The organism is Parvibaculum sp. (genome assembly GCF_046297875.1).
Lineage (GTDB): Bacteria > Pseudomonadota > Alphaproteobacteria > Parvibaculales > Parvibaculaceae > Parvibaculum.
Genome location: NZ_JBKBHD010000002.1, coordinates 117,768 through 134,429, shown reverse-complemented (window position 1 = coordinate 134,429; position 16,662 = coordinate 117,768). Strand labels below are relative to the sequence as shown.

Sequence of the window (16,662 nt, the reverse complement as noted above, 5' to 3'; positions counted from 1 at the left end):
GGCGAGTGGACCACATGGCTCGTGCTTGGCGGCCGCGGCGCGGGGAAAACCCGCGCCGGCGCCGAATGGGTGCAGGCCGAAGTCATGGCCCGCCGTGCTGGCCGCATCGCGCTTATCGGCGAAACTTTTGCAGATGCCCGCGAGGTGATGATCGACGGCCCCTCCGGCCTCCGCGCCATCGCAGGCGCCGAAAGCCCGAAATACGAGGTCACGCGCAAGCGCCTCCTCTGGCCGAATGGTGCGGTCGCCCATGTCTTTTCCGCGGGCGAGCCGGACAGTCTGCGCGGCCCCCAATTCGATGCCGCCTGGGGCGATGAGCTTGCGAAATGGCGCTACGCCGAAGCCGCCTGGGACATGCTGCAATTCGGCCTGCGCCTTGGGCAGCACCCCCGTCAGGTGATGACGACCACGCCGCGCCCCGTGCCGATCCTGAAGCGCCTGATCGCGGATCAAACCACAGCGGTCACCCGCGCCTCGACTCATGCGAACCGCGCTCATCTGGCGGAAGGGTTCTTCCGCAGCGTCATCGCGCGTTATGAAGGCACGCGCCTCGGGCGGCAGGAACTCGATGCCGAACTGATCGACGACAATCCGGACGCGCTCTGGAACCGCGAATTGATCGAACAGGGCCGCATCGTGAAAGCCCCCGCGCTCATGCGCGTCGTCGTCGGCGTCGACCCGCCCATCACCGGCGGCGAAAAGTCCGACGAATGCGGCATCGTCTGTGCGGGCCTCGCGGCAGACGGCCATGTCTATGTGCTGGACGACCGCTCGATGGGCCGCCTCTCGCCGCTCGCCTGGGCAAAGCGCGTCGCCGGCTGCTACCGCGCGCACGAGGCAGACAGGATCGTCGCCGAAGCGAACCAGGGCGGCGAGATGGTCGAAAGCGTCATGCGTCAGGAAATGCCCTTGGCGCCCATCCGCCTGGTCCGCGCCACCCGCGGCAAGGTCGCCCGGGCCGAACCCGTCGCCGCGCTCTACGAGCGCGGCCTCGTTCATCACGTCGGCAGCTTCGCAAAACTCGAAGACCAGCTGTGCGACTGGACCCCCGGCCAGAAAAGCCCCGACCGCCTCGACGCCCTCGTCTGGGCGCTGACGGAACTCATGCTCACCGGCGAGGCAGGCGAACCGAAGGTAAGGGGGTTGTAGAGTACAAAAGATCGAACATCATCGTCATTGCTTCGCCGGCCTGCCGGCCTCCTCGCAATGACGGCGTTTGTTTGAAGCCTCACCAACCCACAGATGTCATCCCGGGGCTTGTCCCCGGGACCCATTGGCCTCTCCGCAAATGACGAAGTGGATTGGGCCCCGGCAACGAGTGCCGGGGTGACATTGAGTTTTAACGAGGCGGACAACCACCGCCACAAGACGGAACCACCACCCATGCAAAACCCGTTCACCGCGCTCGCCCGCGCGATGCGCCCCCGTATGTCTGAAAGGGGCGCGCCCGCCGCAAAGGAAAGCCGCGTCGCGCCCATGATCGCGCTTCACATGCAGGGCCGCCCCGTCTGGACGCCGCGCGACTATGCGGCGCTGGCGGAAGAGGGCTACCGCCGCAACGCCGTCGCCTATCGCTCAGTCCGCATGATCGCCGAAGCCGCCGCCAGCCTCCCCTGGCTCCTTTACGACGGCCCCCGCGAACTGACCGAGCACCCGCTGCTGACCCTCCTCGAACATCCGAATGGCGGCCAGTCCGGCGCGGACCTTTTCGAGAGCTGCTACAGTTTCCTCGAGGTCGCGGGCAATGCCTATCTCGAACTCGTGGAGGTGGACGGTGCCCCTCGCGAGCTGCATGTGCTCCGCCCCGACCGCATGAAAGCCGTTCCCGGCCGCAATGGCTGGCCCGAGGCTTACGAATATTCCGTCAACGGACGGGTGGTGACGATCCCCGCCGGCGAGCGGAGCGCGGTGCTGCACCTCCGCCTTTTCAACCCGGTGGACGACTACTATGGGCAGAGCCCGCTCGAAGCCGCCGCCTGCGCCATCGACATTCACAATGCAGCCGGCGGCTGGAACAAGTCGCTGCTCGACAATGCGGCCCGCCCCTCCGGCGCGCTGGTCTACAAGGGCGGGGAGGGCGGCGCGAACCTGTCGGAAGACCAGTTCGAGCGGCTGAAGCGCGAGCTTGCCGAGAATTATCAGGGCGCCGCCAATGCGGGCCGCCCGCTGCTGCTCGAAGGCGGGCTCGACTGGAAGAGCATGGGGCTTTCGCCGAAAGACATGGATTTCATCGAGGCGAAACACGCTGCCGCCCGCGACATCGCGCTCGCCTTCGGCGTGCCGCCCATGCTGCTCGGCATTCCGGGTGACAACACCTATGCGAATATGCGCGAGGCGAACCGCGCCTTCTGGCGCGGCACGATCCTGCCGCTCGCCGGCCGCACCGCCCGCGCGCTGACGCATTGGCTGGGCGGGCGCTACGACGGCCGCCTCCGCCTCTGGTACGACGCCGATCAGGTGGATGCCTTGTCGGCAGACCGCGACGCGCTCTGGTCCCGCCTCTCCCGCGCCAGCTTCCTCACCGACGAGGAAAAGCGCGAAGCGGCAGGCTATGGCGTCAGCTGCCGCGCTTCTTCGAACGGATGATGTTCTGGATCGCGGCGGCAAGCCCCACAAAGCCGAACACAAGGAACAGGAAGCTCACGCTCGCCCCGCGCATCTGCCAGGAAAGCGCGATGAGCATGATCCCGACCACGAGGCTGAACACGCTATGCGGCGAGAAACGGTAACCCATGATGGAGAAGAGAGTGGGGATGGCAACGCCCTTGTCGCGCGTCTTTTCCTCGGTCCAGACGAGCAGGATGGGGCCGCAGGCAAGCGCCGCGCCCATGAGAACGATCAGCCATTCGTCGGAAGTCATATCGGGCCTTTTGTTGAGGTGAGCGGGATGGAAGCGGAAGCATACACGAAAAAACAGGCGGCATGGGCGCTTGACCGCCGCGTGCCCCTCGCCGTCATCCTCACCATCGCCATGCAGACCGGCGCCGCCCTCCTCTGGGCAGGCGCCGCCGCCGAGCGCCTCACCGCCCTTGAGGTCCGCACAGAGCGCATCGGCGAATTGGTGGAACGCACCGCCCGCCTCGAGGAGCAAACCAAAGCCGCCAACGCCTCGCTGGCCCGGATCGAGGAGAGGCTGGGACGGTAGGTCACAGGCCTGAAAAATAATCTGTCACCCCCGGGCTTGATCCGGGGGTCCAGAGCGGCGATCGCGGAGCAAGCGGTCACTGGATGCCCGGCCTCCTTAAGGTTCAAACGAGGGCCCGGGTATGACTAAATGAGAGAAACTTGAAGGCGCCCCCGGGGCGCCTTTTTGTTGCCCAAAAACATCCCTATACGGAGGAACAAGTGAGCGAAGCCGTGAACAACAGGGCAGGCGAGCGGAAGGCTGCGCGGTTCGAGGCCAAGGCCGTGAAGCCCGATGGCAGTTTCGAGGGTTATGCCTCGCTTTTCGGCGCGGAGGATCTGGGCCGCGACGTGGTCATGCCAGGCGCCTTCCACAAGTCGCTCGCAAAGCGCGGCCCGCGCGGCGTGAAACTCCTCTATCAGCACGACCCGAACGAGGTCATCGGCACCTGGGAGGAAATCCGCGAGGATGCGCGAGGCCTCTTCGTGCGCGGCCAGCTCCTCGCCGATGTCGCCCGCGCCCGCGAGGTGCTGGCGCTGATGCGCGCCGGCGCCGTCGACGGTCTCTCCATCGGCTATCACGTGGTGAAGGCTGAGAGCGACCGCGCGAGCGGCACGCGCCGCCTCATCGAGGTTGACCTCTGGGAAATTTCCGTCGTCACCTTCCCTATGCTCCCCGCCGCTCGCGTCAGCGCAGTGAAGCGGGGCACAAGGCCCACGACACGCGAATTCGAACGCTGGCTCATGCGGGATGCAGGGTTCAGCCGGATGGAAGCCCGCACCATCGTGCATCGCGGCTTCAAGGCGCTGGAGCCGCGGGACGCGGCAACCGGCGACCAGGCGCTCGCCCGCGCATTCCGCGCGGCCGCGCGCCTTTTCACTCACTGAACCTGAACCCAACGGAGACAATCATGTCGAACTGGAATGACGGCGTGCCGCGCATCGGCGCCACGCTGAAGGAAGACACGCGCGCGCCGGAAACGAAAAGCGCCGGCGCCCTCGAAGTGCGCGAGGCGATGGACGAGTTCCTCTCCGCCTTCGAGGATTTCAAATCTGCGAATGACGAACGCCTCGGCGAGCTGGAGCGGAAACTCTCGGCGGATGTGATCGCCGAAGAGAAAGTGGAACGCATCAACAAGGCGCTTGACCAGCAGAAGAAGAAGCTCGACGAGCTGACGCTCGCCGCCCGCCGCCCGGAACTTTCCGGTCATGCCGAAACGGGCCTTGCGGGCCGCGAGCATAAACGCGCCTTCGAGCGATATGTGCGCAAGGGCGAGGCGCATGAGCTGCGCGGCCTCGAAGCGAAAGCCCTCTCGACGCAGCCCGATCCCGATGGCGGCTATCTCGTACCCGCCGAGACGGAACGCATGATCGACCGCATCGTCACGGAAGTCTCGCCCATCCGCGCCATCGCGGGCATCCGCCAGATCGGCTCGTCGTCCTACAAGAAACCCTTTGCGCTGGGCGGCTTGCAGACGGGCTGGGTCGGCGAAACGGAAGCCCGCCCGCAAACGGCAACGCCCTCTCTCGCCGAAATCGAATTCCCGGCGATGGAGCTTTATGCGATGCCGGCGGCGACGCCCACGCTCCTCGACGATGCGGCGGTGAATATCGACCAGTGGCTCGCCGAGGAAGTGCAGACCGCCTTCGCCGAACAGGAAGGTGCGGCCTTCGTGTGCGGAGACGGCGTGAAGAAGCCGCGCGGCTTCCTCGATTATGAGCGCGTGGCGGACAACGCCTGGGAATGGGGCAAGCTCGGCTTCGTCGCCACCGGCAATGAAGGTGCTTTCCCGACCTCCAACCCCGGCGACAAGCTGATCGACCTCATCTATGCGGTGAAGGCGGGCTACCGCGCCAATGGCCGCTTCGTGATGAACCGCTCCACCCAGGCCATGATCCGCAAGTTCAAGGATACGGATGGCAACTATCTCTGGCAGCCGGGTCTCGCCGCCGGCCAGCCGCCGGCGCTCCTGAACTTCCCCGTCACGGAGGCCGAAGACATGCCCTCCATCGCGGCGGATGCGCCCGCCATCGCCTTCGGCGATTTCCGGCGCGGCTATCTGATCGTCGACCGTCTCGGCATCCGCGTGTTGCGCGATCCTTACAGCGCCAAGCCCTACGTGCTTTTCTACACGACGAAGCGCGTCGGCGGCGGCGTCCAGAACTTCGAGGCGATCAAGTTCCTCCAGTTCTCGTCGTGAGGTGGCCCATGCGCGACATTCACAACAGCCTGAAACCGGTTCAGACGCTCGATCCCGCGCCCTCGACGGCCACGCGCTACGGCGCGCCCGTCGACGGCAAGGGCTTTCAGGCGGTGGAACATCTGGTGCTGATCGGCGCCGCGGGCGAGGCGCTTTCGGAGGAATGTGCCATCGCCTGCGTCCTTCAGTCGTCGGAGAATGGCAGCGACTGGCTGCCCGTCACCGCCGCCCATGAAGTGCTGGGCGCATCGCCGGACGAAGCGGGCATCTTCGCCCGCATCGAAAGCGAGGGCGGCGATCTTGCGATCTGCCGCACCGGCTATGTGGGCCCCGCGCGCTACACGCGTGTCGGCGTTCTCTTCCTCGGCGATCACGAGGAAGCAACACCCGTCGCCGCCCTCGCGCTTCTCGGCGGCGCCCATCTGAAGCCGGTGAGTTAGTCGGCCGTCATCCATCAGTGTCACCCCGGGGCTTGCCCCCGGGGCCCATTGGTGGCCGCAACGGGCAGAAACACAAATGGATCCCGGCAACAAGTGCGGGATGACAGAACTATTGAAAATCAGGCAAGGCCCACATGACCCTCTCTCTCATCGCGCCCCCGGCCGAAGAGCCGGTGACACTCGCAGAAGCCCGCGCCCATCTCCGCCTCGACGCGGCGGAGGAAGACGCGCTGCTCGCGGCCCTCATCACCGCATCGCGCACCGCGCTCGAGGCGGAAACGCGCCGCGCCTTCGTCATGCAGCACTGGCGGCTGACGCTTGATGACTGGCCATCGCGCCCCATCGAATTGCCGCTCGCGCCCGTAACGGAGGTGACCGCGGTGAAGGTCGCGCTTCTGAGCGGCACCATGCTCACGATCGACCCTGCCTTCTACGAGGTGGATGCGAAGGGCGAGCCGCCGCGCATCGCCGCAAGGCGCGGTCAGGCCTGGCCCATGCCCGCCACGCGGCTTGCGGGCATCGAGGTGGAATTCACCGCGGGCTATGGGCCTGCCGCCGCCGTCCCGCAGACCTTGAAACAGGCGGTGCTTCTTCTCGCCGCGCACTGGTTCGAGAACCGCGCGCCGATGGGCGAGGGAGCGGAACTCCCGCGCACCGTCTCCGCGCTCGCAGCGCCTTACCGGAGGCTCCGCCTGTGAAAAACAATCCGATCGGCGACATGCGCGAGCGCGTCACGCTCCAGTCGCCCCTGCTTGAAGCCGATGGCGCGGGCGGCGCTGACGTGAGCTGGGAGGACGAAGCGGCAATCTGGGCAAAGGTGGAAACCCTTTCGGGCGATGAGCGCGTCACCGGCGAGCGTCTCGCGCCCCGCGCGCGGCTGCGCCTCACCATCCGCCACCGCGAGGGCCTCAACGCCGCCATGCGCGTCCTCTGGAAGACGCGCGCGCTCGACATTCGCGCCATCCGCGATCCGGACGGGCGAAAGCACCTTCTCATTCTCGATTGCGAGGAAGTGGCATGAGCGCCGATCTCGAATTGCAGAAGGCGATCTTCGCCCACCTCTCGTCCGACGCCCCGCTGGCGGCGCTTGTCGCCACCCGCATCCATGACAATGCGCCCGGCGATGTTGCGCATCCCTATCTCGTTCTCGGCGAAAGCGAGATGCGCGACTGGCCGGCCGGCATGGAACATCGCCTCGCGCTCCATTGCTTCACGCGCGGCGGCGGCAGGGCCGAGGCGAAATCGATCCTCGAAGCGGTCCGCTTGGCGCTGTACGATGCCGCCCTCGCGCTTGAGGGCCACACCCTCGTCAATTTCCGCTTCCTCGATGCGCAAACGCGCCGCGAAGCGGACGGCCTCACCTGGCGCGGCACCATCCGCTTCCGCGCCGTCACGGAAGAAACGGGAGACACAGAATGACAGCCCAGAAAGGCAAGGACCTGTTGCTGAAACTCGACAGCACGGGCGAGGGAAGTTTCATCACCGTCGCGGGGCTCCGCTCCCGCGCCATCGCCTTCAATGCCCGTGCGGTGGACGTGACACATGCCGAATCCGCCGGCCGCTGGCGCGAGCTGCTGGAAGGTGCGGGCGTCCGCTCCGCCGCCATCACCGGCCGCGGCATCTTCCGCGATGCGGCGTCGGACGCGAGCGTCCGCGACATCTTCTTCGCGGGCGCCATCCGCGCCTGGAAAGTCGTCATTCCCGATTTCGGCACCGTGTCAGGCCCTTTCCAGATCACCGCGCTCGAATTCGCAGGCGACCATGACGGCGAAATCACCTTCGACCTCGCGCTTGAAAGCGCCGGCGAAATCGCCTTCGCGGCGGAGTGATCTACAAGATGGTGCCGGGCAGGTCCGATTTCGGAACGACGATCTCACCCGTCGCCGCGTCCTCGATCCAGATCGTATGAGTATGTACCCGCACGCCACCTGATCGCTTCAAGGCAAAGTCGAACTTGACGGTATAGGAGACACCCGGCTTCGCATCCAGAAGAACGGGAAGATAGCCTTCGTACAGGCCGGTGCGCGCGAGGATGGCGATGGCCCGTATACCGGGTGCAAGGGCGACGGACTTTGTCGGTTCCCACCGCGGCGCGACCCACACGCCGCGTTGCCTGTCTTCCGGCACGATTTGCCCGTCGACGGCGATGGGATAGACGCTGAGGCCGCTCTCGTGGACTGTGCCGCGTATCGTCGCCACATCGGCGCCGGAGGGTGGCTGGTAGCGTCCCTCGATCGACATAATGATATCTGGCGTATTCGGCACGACGATTTCGCCTGTCCGCTCATCCTCGATATAGAGCCATGTGCGAATGCGGTTGTAATTCAGCCCGTCCGCCCAGTTGGTGTCCTCGGCTCGTTTGATGACATAGCGGCCGCCCGGTTTCGCATTGAGCATCACGGGAATGGAATCGCCGCGCCTGCCGACGAGATAGCCGATGGTGAGGGATTGCGGGCCGGGCTTGAGCTCTATCGGCGCGTCGAACTTCTCGTCTTCGAAGGCAACCTTGCCATTGATGGCGAAGACACCGACGGCATAGGTCGCGCTGCCGACAAGGCCCGGCTTTTGCGAATAGCTGCCGCGAAGCGTAGCCGGTTCCGCGACGCCCGTAAGATCGGGCTTGTACGCCTGAAAGTCGGCGACCGGCAACGTCTCGAGTTTTGGCGCGCACGCGGCGGTACCGGCGACAAGTGCGATGGCGGCAAGGCGTAGAAGTTTCACGAACGAAGTCCCCCGATGTGGCGCTTCCGGCGAAGCGCGGCCCCGAGGAAGGATAGCCGCATATGGGCGGCAGGCTCCAGTCTAAATGAGGCAGAAATGGCAAACAGACATCGCGGCGAAATCGAGGCCTTCCTGAATGGCGAGCGCATGACGCTGGTGCTGACGCTTGGCGCGCTCGCCGAACTCGAACATGCCTTCGGCGGCGAGGACATGCTGGCACTCGCCTCACGCTTCGAGACGGGCCGCATCGCCGCCACGGACGCCATGAAGATCATCGGCGCGGGCCTCCGCGGCGCCGGATATCAGCACAGTGACGAAGATGTCGCGCGCATGACGGCGGAGGGCGGCGCGGCGGGCTTCGTCGCCATAGTTGCGGCGTTGCTCTCCGCAACCTTCGGCGGGAGCGGGCCTTGAGCACCCCGCGCTTTCCGTGGGATGAGGCGATGACGCTCGGCCTCGGCCGCCTGCGCCTTACGCCGGAAATCTTCTGGCGGATGACCCTGCCCGAACTCGCCGCCGCCGCCCGCGCATTGCATCCGTTGCGCCATACACAGATGGGGCGCAGAGAGATCGACGCGCTGATGGCGCGCTACCCCGATTGAGGATCAGATGACAGAGAGCACCGACCCCGAAGCCCTCACCCGCGCCATGATGGAGGCGGGCGAGGCGGCGCAGCGTTTCGCGCTCGACAGCGAACAGGCGCTGAAAAGCGTCAGCACCGAGCTTCGCCGCACCACGCGCGAGGGGCGCGATTTCGGCAATGCGCTGGCCTCTGCCTTCGAAGGCGCCGCCATCAAGGGCCGTTCGCTTTCCGACACGTTGAGAAAACTCGCGCTCGACCTCTCGCGCATCGCCCTCGACAATGCCGTGAAGGCGGTGACGGGCGCAGTCGGCAGCGGCCTCGGCAACATGCTCGGCTCGCTCATCGGCAGTGCCGACGGCAATGCGATCGCGGATGGCCGCGTGTTGCCCTTCGCAAAAGGCGGTGTCGTCTCGAGCCCCATGCTCTTTCCCCTGCGCAGCGGCACTGGCCTTGCGGGCGAAGCGGGCGCGGAGGCGATCCTGCCGCTCCGACGCGGCGCGGATGGCCGCCTCGGCGTGGCGTCGGGCGAGGGCGCACCGCCCATGCACATCACTTTCAATGTGACGGCAACGGACGCCGCAAGCTTCCGCCGCTCTGAATCGCAGATCGCCGCCATGCTCGCCCGCGCCGCCACGCGCGGCCGAAGAAACATCTGAAATGAGGAACATCTGACATGGCCTTCCACGAAATCAGATTCCCGCTGTCGATTTCGCTCGGCGCAAGCGGCGGGCCGGAGCGGCGCACCGAAATCGTCACCCTTGGCTCCGGCCGCGAGGAGCGCAACAGCCCCTGGGCGCTCTCGCGGCGGCGCTTCAATGCCGGCTTCGGCCTGAAGCGGCTTGATGATATTCACGAATTGATCGCCTTCTTCGAGGCGCGGCATGGCCGGCTCCACGGCTTCCGCTGGCGGGACCGCGCCGACTGGAAAAGCGTGAGCCCGTCGGCCGCCGTCTCACCGCTCGATCAGGCGCTTGGAGCGGGCGACGGCACGCAAACTGTCTTCCAGCTCGTGAAGACCTATGCATCCGGCGGCGCAAGCTACACCCGCGAGATTGCAAAGCCCGTCGCGGGCAGCATCCGCATCGCCGTAGCAGGCGCGCCGATGGAAGAGGGCGCTGGCTTCACCGCCGGCCACACGACCGGCCTAGTCACTTTCACGTCGCCGCCTGCACCCGGCGCGGCCGTCACCGCCGGTTTCGAATTCGACGTTCCCGTCCGCTTCGACACCGACTTCCTCGACATCAACCTCGCTGCCTTCGAAGCAGGCAGCGTACCGGACATCCCGGTCATCGAGATCAGGATCTAGATCATGAAAACCATCTCCCCCGGCGTCGCGGCGCATCTGGCCAGCGGCACGACGACGCTTGCCTGGTGCTGGAAGCTCACGCGCCGCGATGGCGCGGTTCTTGGCTTCACCGAACATGACCGCGATCTCGTCTTCGGCGGCGTCACCTATGAAGCCGCAGGCGGTTTCACCGCGTCCGCCATCGAAAGTACGAGCGGCCTCAACCCCGGCAATCTCGATGTTGCAGGCGCGCTCACCTCAGAGCATCTCGACGAAGGCGATCTCGCCGCCGGCCTCTATGACGATGCCGAATTCGAGATATGGCGCGTCAACTGGCAGGACGCGGGCGAGCGCCTGCTGATGCGCAAGGGCAATCTCGGCGAAGTCTCGCGCTCCGGCGCAGCCTTCACCGCGGAGCTGCGCGGCCTCGCGCATAGGCTGAATCAGCCGGTCGGCCGCCTCTATCAATATGGCTGCGACGCGGATTTCTGCGATGCGCGCTGCGGTCTCGCCGCATCCGATTGGACAGTGGAAGCAACGGTCGGAAGTGTGAGCGCGGATCGGGAAATCCTCGCAGCGGAACTCGCCGCCTTTCCCGCCGCTCATTTCACGCGCGGCAGGCTCGCCTTCACAAGCGGCGCGAATGACGGCGCGGTGATGGAAGTGAAGGCGCATAGTGCAGGCGGCCGGATCGAACTCTGGCGCGCCGCTGCCCGGCCCCTCATGCCCGGAGACACGTTCGAAGTGACGGCCGGTTGCGACAAGCAGTTTGCCACCTGCCGCGATCGTTTCGCCAATGCGGTGAACTTTCGCGGCTTCCCGCATATGCCGGGCAATGACTTCGTGATGGCCTCCGCAGGCGAGTGAACCCATGAACCGCAATGACATCGTCGCCGCCGCGCGCGGCTGGATCGGCACGCCCTATCGCCATCAGGCAAGCGTGAAGGGGGCAGGCGCGGATTGTCTCGGTCTCCTGCGCGGCGTCTGGCGCGAGGTGATGGGGCCGGAGCCGGAAGCGCCGCCGCCCTATTCGCCTGACTGGGCGGAAGGATCGGGCGCTGAAGAAGCAATGGCCGAAGCCGCGCGCCGTCACATGACGGAAATAACAACGGCGGAAGCCCGCGCGGGCGACGTGCTGCTCTTCCGCATGCGCCGCCACGGCCCCGCGAAACACGCAGCCATCGTCAGCGGCGATGACCGGATGATCCATGCCTGGTCGGGCCATGCCGTCGTCGAAACCCATATCGGCCGCTGGTGGCGCGCCCGCGCCGCCTTCGCCTTCCGTTTTCCCGGCATCGAGGACTAGACAATGGCGACACTCGTTCTTTCTAGCGCAGGTTCCGCGCTTGGCGGCGCGCTGCTGCCTTCTGGTCTGAGCTTTCTCGGCATGTCGGTGTCGGGCGCGGCGCTTGGCGGTGCGCTCGGCTCCATCGCAGGCTCGATGGCCGATGCCCGTCTCTTCGGCGCCTCGTCGCATGTCGAAGGCCCGCGCCTCGGCGATCTCCATGTCATGGCGTCCAGCGAAGGCGCGCCGATCCCGAAACTTTACGGCCGCGCCCGCATCGGCGGTCAGGTGATTTGGGCAACGGATTATGTCGAGCGAGCGCATCGCCGCTCCGCAGGCGGCGGCAAGGGCGGCGGCGCGTCCGCCACCGTTGCCGAATACAGCTATTCCGTTTCCTTCGCCGTCGCGCTCTGCGAAGGCGAGGTGACGCGCATCGGCCGTGTCTGGGCGGATGGCAAGCCGCTCTCGCTTGCCAATGTCACCTGGCGGCTCCATCGCGGCGGCGAGAACCAGATGCCCGATCCGCTGATCGAGGCATTGATGGGCGAGGCGCCCGCCTATCGCGGCACGGCCTATATCGTCTTCGAAGATCTGAACGTCACGCCTTTCGGCAACCGCATTCCGCAACTGAGCTTCGAGGTCTTCCGCACGCTCGATGGCGTCGAGGAACTGGTGCGTGCCGTGACGGTGATCCCCGGCGCAGGCGAATTCGTCTACGACACGGAGCCGCGCCGCGAAATCCTGACCGAAGTCTCGAGCCGCCCGATCAACTCGCATATGTCGTCCGGCGTTGCGGACTTCGCCGCCGCGATGGACGATCTCGAGGTATCGCTGCCGAATGTCGAGGCGGCTCTCCTCGTCGTCTCGTGGTTCGGCGACGATCTGCGCTGCGGTTCCTGCTCCATCCGTCCGAAGGTCGAGACGCGCCACAAGATCACCTGGCCGGAAAACTGGAATGTTGCGGGCCTCTCGCGCCTCGCCGCAACGGAAGTGAGCCGCATCGAGGGCCGCCCCGCTTATGGCGGCACACCGTCCGACGCGAGCGTGCGCAGCGCGCTCACCTATATGAAGGCGCGCGGCCTCGCCACCGTCTTCTATCCCTTCGTGATGATGGATATTCCGGCGGATGCGGGCCTGCCCGATCCCTCGGGCGAGGGCGGGCAGGGCGCCTATCCCTGGCGCGGCCGCATTGCGCCGGCGGGCGATGTCGCAGCGGATGTCGCCTCCTTCTTCGGCAGCGCCACGCCCGGCGCTGGCGAATGGTCCTACCGCCGCATGGTGCTGCATTATGCGCAGCTCTGCGCTTCGGCGGGAGGCGTCGATGCCTTCATCATCGGTTCGGAGCTGCGCGCGCTTACCCAGGCGCATGACGAAGAGGGCAACTATCCCGCAGTTGCCGCGCTGAAGGCCCTCGCGGCGGATGTACGTGCGATCCTCGGGCCCCACACGAAAATCTCCTATGCCGCCGACTGGTCCGAATATCGCGGCCATGACAGGGGCGAGGGCCGCTTCGCCTTCCATCTCGATCCGCTCTGGGCGGATGCGAATATCGACTTCATCGGCATCGACATGTACGCGCCCTTGACCGACTGGCGCGATGGCGATGCGCATCTCGATGCGCAGGATTGGGGTTCGATCTACGATCTCGATTATCTCCGCTCGCGCATTGCGGGTGGCGAGGATTACGACTGGTATTATGCGAGCGAGGAACACCGCGCCGCGCAAATCCGCACGCCGATTACGGACGGTGCTTACGGCAAGCCCTGGCTCTGGCGCGCGAAAGACCTGAAGAACTGGTGGTCGAACGCACATTACGACCGGCCTGACGGCACGGAAGCGGATACGCCGACGGCATGGTTGCCGCAATCGAAGCCCGTCTGGTTCGTCGAACTCGGCTGCCCGGCGATCGACAAGGGCACCAACGAACCCAACCGCTTCGTCGATCCGAAATCGGCAGAAAGCGCCGCGCCGCATTTCTCGCGCGGCACGCGGGACGATTTCATCCAGCGCCGTTTCATCGAAGCGGAAATGAGCTACTGGTCGCCGGCGCATGACGATTACATTGCCGGTGCGAACCCCGTCTCCATGGTTTATGGCGGGCGCATGGTCGACCCGGCGCGCATCTTTCTCTGGACATGGGACGCGCGGCCTTTCCCGGCCTTCCCGGAACGGAACGATGTCTGGGCGGATGCCACGAACTGGCGGCTCGGCCACTGGCTCAATGGCCGCATGGGCGCCGCACCGCTCGCCGCGCTTACCGCCGCCATCATGCGCGATGCAGGCTTCACCGAATTTGCCGTGGATGACCTGCATGGTGTCGTCGACGGCTTCGTGATCGACCGCATCATGTCACCTCGCGCGGCCATCGAGCCCTTGATGCTGGCGGGCTTTTTCGACGCGGTGGAGTCGGACGGTACCATCCGCTTCTCGCAACATCGCGATGCGGCGGCGATGTCGCTCACGCCGGACATGCTCGCCGTTGGCGATGACAGCGCCGCGCCCGGCTGGAAGCTCACCCGCGCGCAGGAGACGGAGCTACCCGCCGCGCTGAAGCTCACCTGTATCGATGGCGGTGGCGAATACCGGCAGGCGGCAGTCGAGGCGCGCCGCCTCGCGGGTGGCAGCCAGCGCGTGGTGACGGCGGCGCTTCCCATGGTGCTGACGCAGGTGGAGGCGCAGCGTATCGCCGATCTCTGGTTGCAGAAAACATGGGAAGAGCGCGAACGCGGCGATTTCGCCCTGCCGCCAAGCCTTGTTGCGCTCGAGCCCGGCGACATCCTCGCGCTCGATCTCGGCCACCGCATCGCGCGCTACCGCCTCACCGGCATTGTCGATGCAGGTGCGCGCGAGGCATCGGGCGTCTCGGACATGCCGGGCCTCTTCGCGCCCTCCGATGCGCCGCCGCGCGACACCGTTCCCGCTGCGCCGCGCGACTATGGCCTGCCGCTCGCCGTCTTCATGGACCTGCCGCTCGTCACCGGCAACGAAACGCCCCACGCGCCGCGCATCGCCGTCGCCGCCGATCCCTGGCCCGGCGGCATCGCCATCTACAGGCAGGAAGGAACGGGCGCGACGCTCGACCGCGTGGTCAGCGCGCAGGCAACATTGGGCCGCGCCGCCTCGCCGCTCGCCGCCGGGCCGGCATCGCGCTGGGACGAGGCAAACGAGCTGATGGTCACGCTCGTGAGCGGCACGCTCGCAAGCGTCAGCGAGCGCGCCGTTCTCGACGGCGCCAACTTTGCCGCGCTCGAAGCGCCGGATGGCGCATGGGAAGTGATCCAGTTCCGCGAGGCGGAGCTTGTCGCGCCTGCAACATATCTGTTGCGCGGCCTCCTGCGCGGTCAGGCGGGCACGGAGGCCGCAATGCAGGATGTGCTGGCGGAAGGCGCGCGCTTCGTCCTGCTCGATGACGCGGTGAGCGAGATCGGCCTGCTCGAAGCAGAACGCGGCCTTGAGCGCCAATGGCTCTATGGCCCGGCGCCGCTGCCATATGACGATCCGTTCTATGCGGGCATCACTCGCGCTTTCGAAGGCGTCGGTTTCCGTCCGCTCTCGCCGGTGCATCTCCGCGCACGGCGCAGCGAAGGCGGCAGCATCGAACTGACATGGATCAGGCGCACGCGCATCGGCGGCGATAGCTGGATCGGGCTCGATGTGCCGCTCGGCGAGGAACTGGAAGCATACGAAGTCGAAATCCACGACGGCGTTACCGTGAAGCGCGTCCTCGCCAGCAGCGAACCGCGGGCCGTCTACACCGCCGTCCAGCAAAGCGCCGATTTCGGCCATGCGGATTTCGAAAGTCTCGACGTCACCATCTATCAACTGAGCCGCGCCTTTGGCCGCGGCAGCGGAAGGAGCGCGCATCTTCATGTCGACTAGTTTTCATCTCGGACTTCCCTTTCTCGAAGCCGCACAGGCGCAGAAACATGTGACCGTGAACGAAGCTCTCCGCCGCCTCGATGCGTTGCTGTATCTCTCCGTCGCCGCGCGCGATCTCGCCGCGCCGCCCGAAGAGCCGGTAGAGGGCGCACGCTACATCGTAGGTGCGGAAGCGGAAGGCGCATGGGCTGGGCATGAAGGAAAGATCGCCGCGCTGATCGACGGCGCCTGGGTCTTCTTTGCGCCCGGCGCAGGCTGGCAGGCTTTCGATGAAGCCACCGGCGCGAAGCTCATCCATGACGGCACGGGCTGGTCGCCAGCGGCCGGTAGCGGCATCGCTGCCGCGAGCGGCGCCGCCACCGCATTGACGCTCATCGAGGGCGAGCACGAATTGGCAGAGGGCGCGACGTCCGACACGGTCTTTGTCATCCCGGACCGCGCCATCGTGCTCGGCGTCACCGGCATCGTCATCGAGGCGATCACCGGCGCCGCGTCATGGAGCCTCGGCGTCGCCGCCGACCCCGCCCGCTATGGCAACGGCATCGGCGCCATGCTGGATGCGACAGTCATCGGCGTCTCCGGCACGCCCGTCGCCTATTACGGCGCGACGCCGCTCCGCCTCACAGCCGCAGGCGGCGACTTCACCGGCGGCCGCGTCCGCCTTGCCATCCACTGCCTGGAGCTGACCGGTCCCGCCTGAGCGGTGGTTTGACAATGTTCCTAATTTGTTCTCAAATATCGGAATAAATTCCTATTCTGTTTCAGGGAGCATTTCGCGGCATGAGCCTGCCACTCACGACCAGCCTCACTTGCAGGCGCCTGAAACCGCTTCTCCGCCTCGCCGAAGAGCTGGCCCTGCTGGCCGAGGGTGAGACGGAAGAAGCCCGCCGCGCCCTTGCCCATGCGCTTGTCCGGCGGCTGCAGGGCAGGGCGGCTCTGCCTGCACGAAACGACCTGCTGGCGCTCGCGGCCATCTGCTGTGCGGCGGTCGATGCCGGCCCCGGCCCTGCCGGGGGCGCTACCCGCTTCCATCCGCATACGGAGTGCCCGGACTGGGCCCGCCGTGAAACCCCGCTCGCCCTGATCGGCGGGCATTTCTTCTACGCCGCTCCCGAAGGGGAGGGGCACCACACCTGAAAGGAAAC

21 protein-coding genes are annotated in these 16,662 nt (G+C 66.3%); 19 read left to right on the top strand and 2 right to left on the bottom strand.

Going from position 1 to position 16,662, the window contains the following annotated elements; translation table 11 throughout:
* Both ACK4FH_RS15225 and ACK4FH_RS15220 read left to right on the top strand, forming a co-directional pair.
* Positions 1-1,149 (top strand): DNA-packaging protein (locus ACK4FH_RS15225; protein ID WP_409815630.1); only part of this gene is annotated, 1,149 nt, incomplete at its 5' end.
* 234 nt (positions 1,150-1,383) lie between these two features.
* Positions 1,384-2,586 (top strand): phage portal protein, encoded by a 1,203-nt coding sequence (locus ACK4FH_RS15220; RefSeq protein ID WP_409815635.1) that lies wholly within the window; start codon positions 1,384-1,386, stop codon positions 2,584-2,586.
* Here the strand turns inward: ACK4FH_RS15220 and ACK4FH_RS15215 are convergent.
* A complete protein-coding gene (locus tag ACK4FH_RS15215) occupies positions 2,558-2,860 on the bottom strand; it encodes a hypothetical protein (RefSeq protein WP_409815627.1) in 303 nt (100 codons plus the stop codon). The genes ACK4FH_RS15220 and ACK4FH_RS15215 overlap by 29 nt on opposite strands.
* Positions 2,861-2,887: 27 nt before the next feature.
* Here ACK4FH_RS15215 and ACK4FH_RS15210 point away from each other — a divergent pair, with 27 nt between their 5' ends.
* The 8 genes from ACK4FH_RS15210 (at position 2,888) to ACK4FH_RS15175 (ending at position 7,593) form a co-directional block, all read left to right on the top strand.
* Positions 2,888-3,145, top strand: coding sequence for a hypothetical protein (locus tag ACK4FH_RS15210; protein ID WP_409815625.1), 258 nt, complete (start codon positions 2,888-2,890; stop codon positions 3,143-3,145).
* Between the two features lie 200 nt (positions 3,146-3,345).
* Positions 3,346-4,011: an HK97 family phage prohead protease gene (locus ACK4FH_RS15205; protein ID WP_409815622.1), complete on the top strand. Its 666-nt coding sequence runs from the start codon at positions 3,346-3,348 to the stop codon at positions 4,009-4,011.
* 23 nt (positions 4,012-4,034) lie between these two features.
* Entirely contained in the window at positions 4,035-5,324 is a 1,290-nt protein-coding gene (locus ACK4FH_RS15200; RefSeq protein WP_409815619.1) for a phage major capsid protein, read from the top strand.
* Between the two features lie 8 nt (positions 5,325-5,332).
* A complete protein-coding gene (locus tag ACK4FH_RS15195) occupies positions 5,333-5,764 on the top strand; it encodes a hypothetical protein (RefSeq protein ID WP_409815617.1) in 432 nt (143 codons plus the stop codon).
* Positions 5,765-5,898: 134 nt separating this feature from the next.
* On the top strand, positions 5,899-6,462 hold the full coding sequence (locus ACK4FH_RS15190) for a head-tail connector protein (RefSeq protein ID WP_409815614.1): 564 nt from the start codon (positions 5,899-5,901) through the stop codon (positions 6,460-6,462).
* The gene (locus ACK4FH_RS15185) at positions 6,459-6,785 is read left to right on the top strand and encodes a phage head closure protein (protein WP_409815612.1); all 327 of its coding nucleotides are present in this window, start codon (positions 6,459-6,461) and stop codon (positions 6,783-6,785) included. Before ACK4FH_RS15190 ends, ACK4FH_RS15185 begins: the two co-directional genes overlap by 4 nt.
* On the top strand, positions 6,782-7,183 hold the full coding sequence (locus ACK4FH_RS15180) for a DUF3168 domain-containing protein (protein ID WP_409815610.1): 402 nt from the start codon (positions 6,782-6,784) through the stop codon (positions 7,181-7,183). Before ACK4FH_RS15185 ends, ACK4FH_RS15180 begins: the two co-directional genes overlap by 4 nt.
* Positions 7,180-7,593, top strand: coding sequence for a phage major tail protein, TP901-1 family (locus tag ACK4FH_RS15175; RefSeq protein ID WP_409815607.1), 414 nt, complete (start codon positions 7,180-7,182; stop codon positions 7,591-7,593). Before ACK4FH_RS15180 ends, ACK4FH_RS15175 begins: the two co-directional genes overlap by 4 nt.
* Before the next feature lies 1 nt (position 7,594).
* Here the strand turns inward: ACK4FH_RS15175 and ACK4FH_RS15170 are convergent, their stop codons facing one another.
* A complete protein-coding gene (locus ACK4FH_RS15170) occupies positions 7,595-8,485 on the bottom strand; it encodes a hypothetical protein (protein ID WP_409815604.1) in 891 nt (296 codons plus the stop codon).
* A gap of 96 nt (positions 8,486-8,581) precedes the next feature.
* Between ACK4FH_RS15170 and ACK4FH_RS15165 the strand changes: the two genes are divergently transcribed.
* The 9 genes from ACK4FH_RS15165 to ACK4FH_RS15125 all read left to right on the top strand — a co-directional run bounded on the left by ACK4FH_RS15165 (position 8,582) and on the right by ACK4FH_RS15125 (position 16,654).
* Positions 8,582-8,899 (top strand): gene transfer agent family protein, encoded by a 318-nt coding sequence (locus ACK4FH_RS15165; protein ID WP_409815602.1) that lies wholly within the window; start codon positions 8,582-8,584, stop codon positions 8,897-8,899.
* A complete protein-coding gene (locus ACK4FH_RS15160) occupies positions 8,896-9,087 on the top strand; it encodes a rcc01693 family protein (protein ID WP_409815599.1) in 192 nt (63 codons plus the stop codon). Before ACK4FH_RS15165 ends, ACK4FH_RS15160 begins: the two co-directional genes overlap by 4 nt.
* Positions 9,088-9,094: 7 nt before the next feature.
* On the top strand, positions 9,095-9,724 hold the full coding sequence (locus tag ACK4FH_RS15155) for a phage tail tape measure protein (RefSeq protein ID WP_409815597.1): 630 nt from the start codon (positions 9,095-9,097) through the stop codon (positions 9,722-9,724).
* 17 nt (positions 9,725-9,741) lie between these two features.
* A complete protein-coding gene (locus ACK4FH_RS15150; protein ID WP_409815595.1) occupies positions 9,742-10,374 on the top strand; it encodes a TIGR02217 family protein in 633 nt (210 codons plus the stop codon).
* A 3-nt stretch (positions 10,375-10,377) separates the two neighbouring features.
* Positions 10,378-11,220 (top strand): DUF2163 domain-containing protein, encoded by an 843-nt coding sequence (locus ACK4FH_RS15145; RefSeq protein ID WP_409815592.1) that lies wholly within the window; start codon positions 10,378-10,380, stop codon positions 11,218-11,220.
* A gap of 4 nt (positions 11,221-11,224) precedes the next feature.
* The gene (locus ACK4FH_RS15140) at positions 11,225-11,659 is read left to right on the top strand and encodes an NlpC/P60 family protein (RefSeq protein ID WP_409815589.1); all 435 of its coding nucleotides are present in this window, start codon (positions 11,225-11,227) and stop codon (positions 11,657-11,659) included.
* Positions 11,660-11,662: 3 nt separating this feature from the next.
* Positions 11,663-15,517 carry a glycoside hydrolase/phage tail family protein gene (locus ACK4FH_RS15135; RefSeq protein ID WP_409815587.1) on the top strand — a complete coding sequence of 1,285 codons (3,855 nt, stop codon included), beginning with the start codon at positions 11,663-11,665 and terminating at the stop codon, positions 15,515-15,517.
* Positions 15,507-16,217: a DUF2793 domain-containing protein gene (locus ACK4FH_RS15130; protein ID WP_409815584.1), complete on the top strand. Its 711-nt coding sequence runs from the start codon at positions 15,507-15,509 to the stop codon at positions 16,215-16,217. The genes ACK4FH_RS15135 and ACK4FH_RS15130 overlap by 11 nt, the downstream gene beginning before the upstream one ends.
* A gap of 80 nt (positions 16,218-16,297) precedes the next feature.
* Complete coding sequence (locus tag ACK4FH_RS15125; protein WP_409815582.1) at positions 16,298-16,654, top strand: hypothetical protein; 357 nt, start codon at positions 16,298-16,300, stop codon at positions 16,652-16,654.
* Positions 16,655-16,662 lie beyond the last annotated feature (8 nt).

Coding starts and splice junctions, on each gene's coding strand:
- ACK4FH_RS15195 (WP_409815617.1), top strand. CDS start 5,333: ATGCGCGACATTCACAACAGCCTGAAACCGGTTCAGACGCTCGATCCC.
- ACK4FH_RS15135 (WP_409815587.1), top strand. CDS start 11,663: ATGGCGACACTCGTTCTTTCTAGCGCAGGTTCCGCGCTTGGCGGCGCG.
- ACK4FH_RS15175 (WP_409815607.1), top strand. CDS start 7,180: ATGACAGCCCAGAAAGGCAAGGACCTGTTGCTGAAACTCGACAGCACG.
- ACK4FH_RS15140 (WP_409815589.1), top strand. CDS start 11,225: ATGAACCGCAATGACATCGTCGCCGCCGCGCGCGGCTGGATCGGCACG.
- ACK4FH_RS15215 (WP_409815627.1), bottom strand. CDS start 2,860: ATGACTTCCGACGAATGGCTGATCGTTCTCATGGGCGCGGCGCTTGCC.
- ACK4FH_RS15165 (WP_409815602.1), top strand. CDS start 8,582: ATGGCAAACAGACATCGCGGCGAAATCGAGGCCTTCCTGAATGGCGAG.
- ACK4FH_RS15125 (WP_409815582.1), top strand. CDS start 16,298: ATGAGCCTGCCACTCACGACCAGCCTCACTTGCAGGCGCCTGAAACCG.
- ACK4FH_RS15130 (WP_409815584.1), top strand. CDS start 15,507: ATGTCGACTAGTTTTCATCTCGGACTTCCCTTTCTCGAAGCCGCACAG.
- ACK4FH_RS15150 (WP_409815595.1), top strand. CDS start 9,742: ATGGCCTTCCACGAAATCAGATTCCCGCTGTCGATTTCGCTCGGCGCA.
- ACK4FH_RS15210 (WP_409815625.1), top strand. CDS start 2,888: ATGGAAGCGGAAGCATACACGAAAAAACAGGCGGCATGGGCGCTTGAC.
- ACK4FH_RS15180 (WP_409815610.1), top strand. CDS start 6,782: ATGAGCGCCGATCTCGAATTGCAGAAGGCGATCTTCGCCCACCTCTCG.
- ACK4FH_RS15155 (WP_409815597.1), top strand. CDS start 9,095: ATGACAGAGAGCACCGACCCCGAAGCCCTCACCCGCGCCATGATGGAG.
- ACK4FH_RS15220 (WP_409815635.1), top strand. CDS start 1,384: ATGCAAAACCCGTTCACCGCGCTCGCCCGCGCGATGCGCCCCCGTATG.
- ACK4FH_RS15145 (WP_409815592.1), top strand. CDS start 10,378: ATGAAAACCATCTCCCCCGGCGTCGCGGCGCATCTGGCCAGCGGCACG.
- ACK4FH_RS15200 (WP_409815619.1), top strand. CDS start 4,035: ATGTCGAACTGGAATGACGGCGTGCCGCGCATCGGCGCCACGCTGAAG.
- ACK4FH_RS15190 (WP_409815614.1), top strand. CDS start 5,899: ATGACCCTCTCTCTCATCGCGCCCCCGGCCGAAGAGCCGGTGACACTC.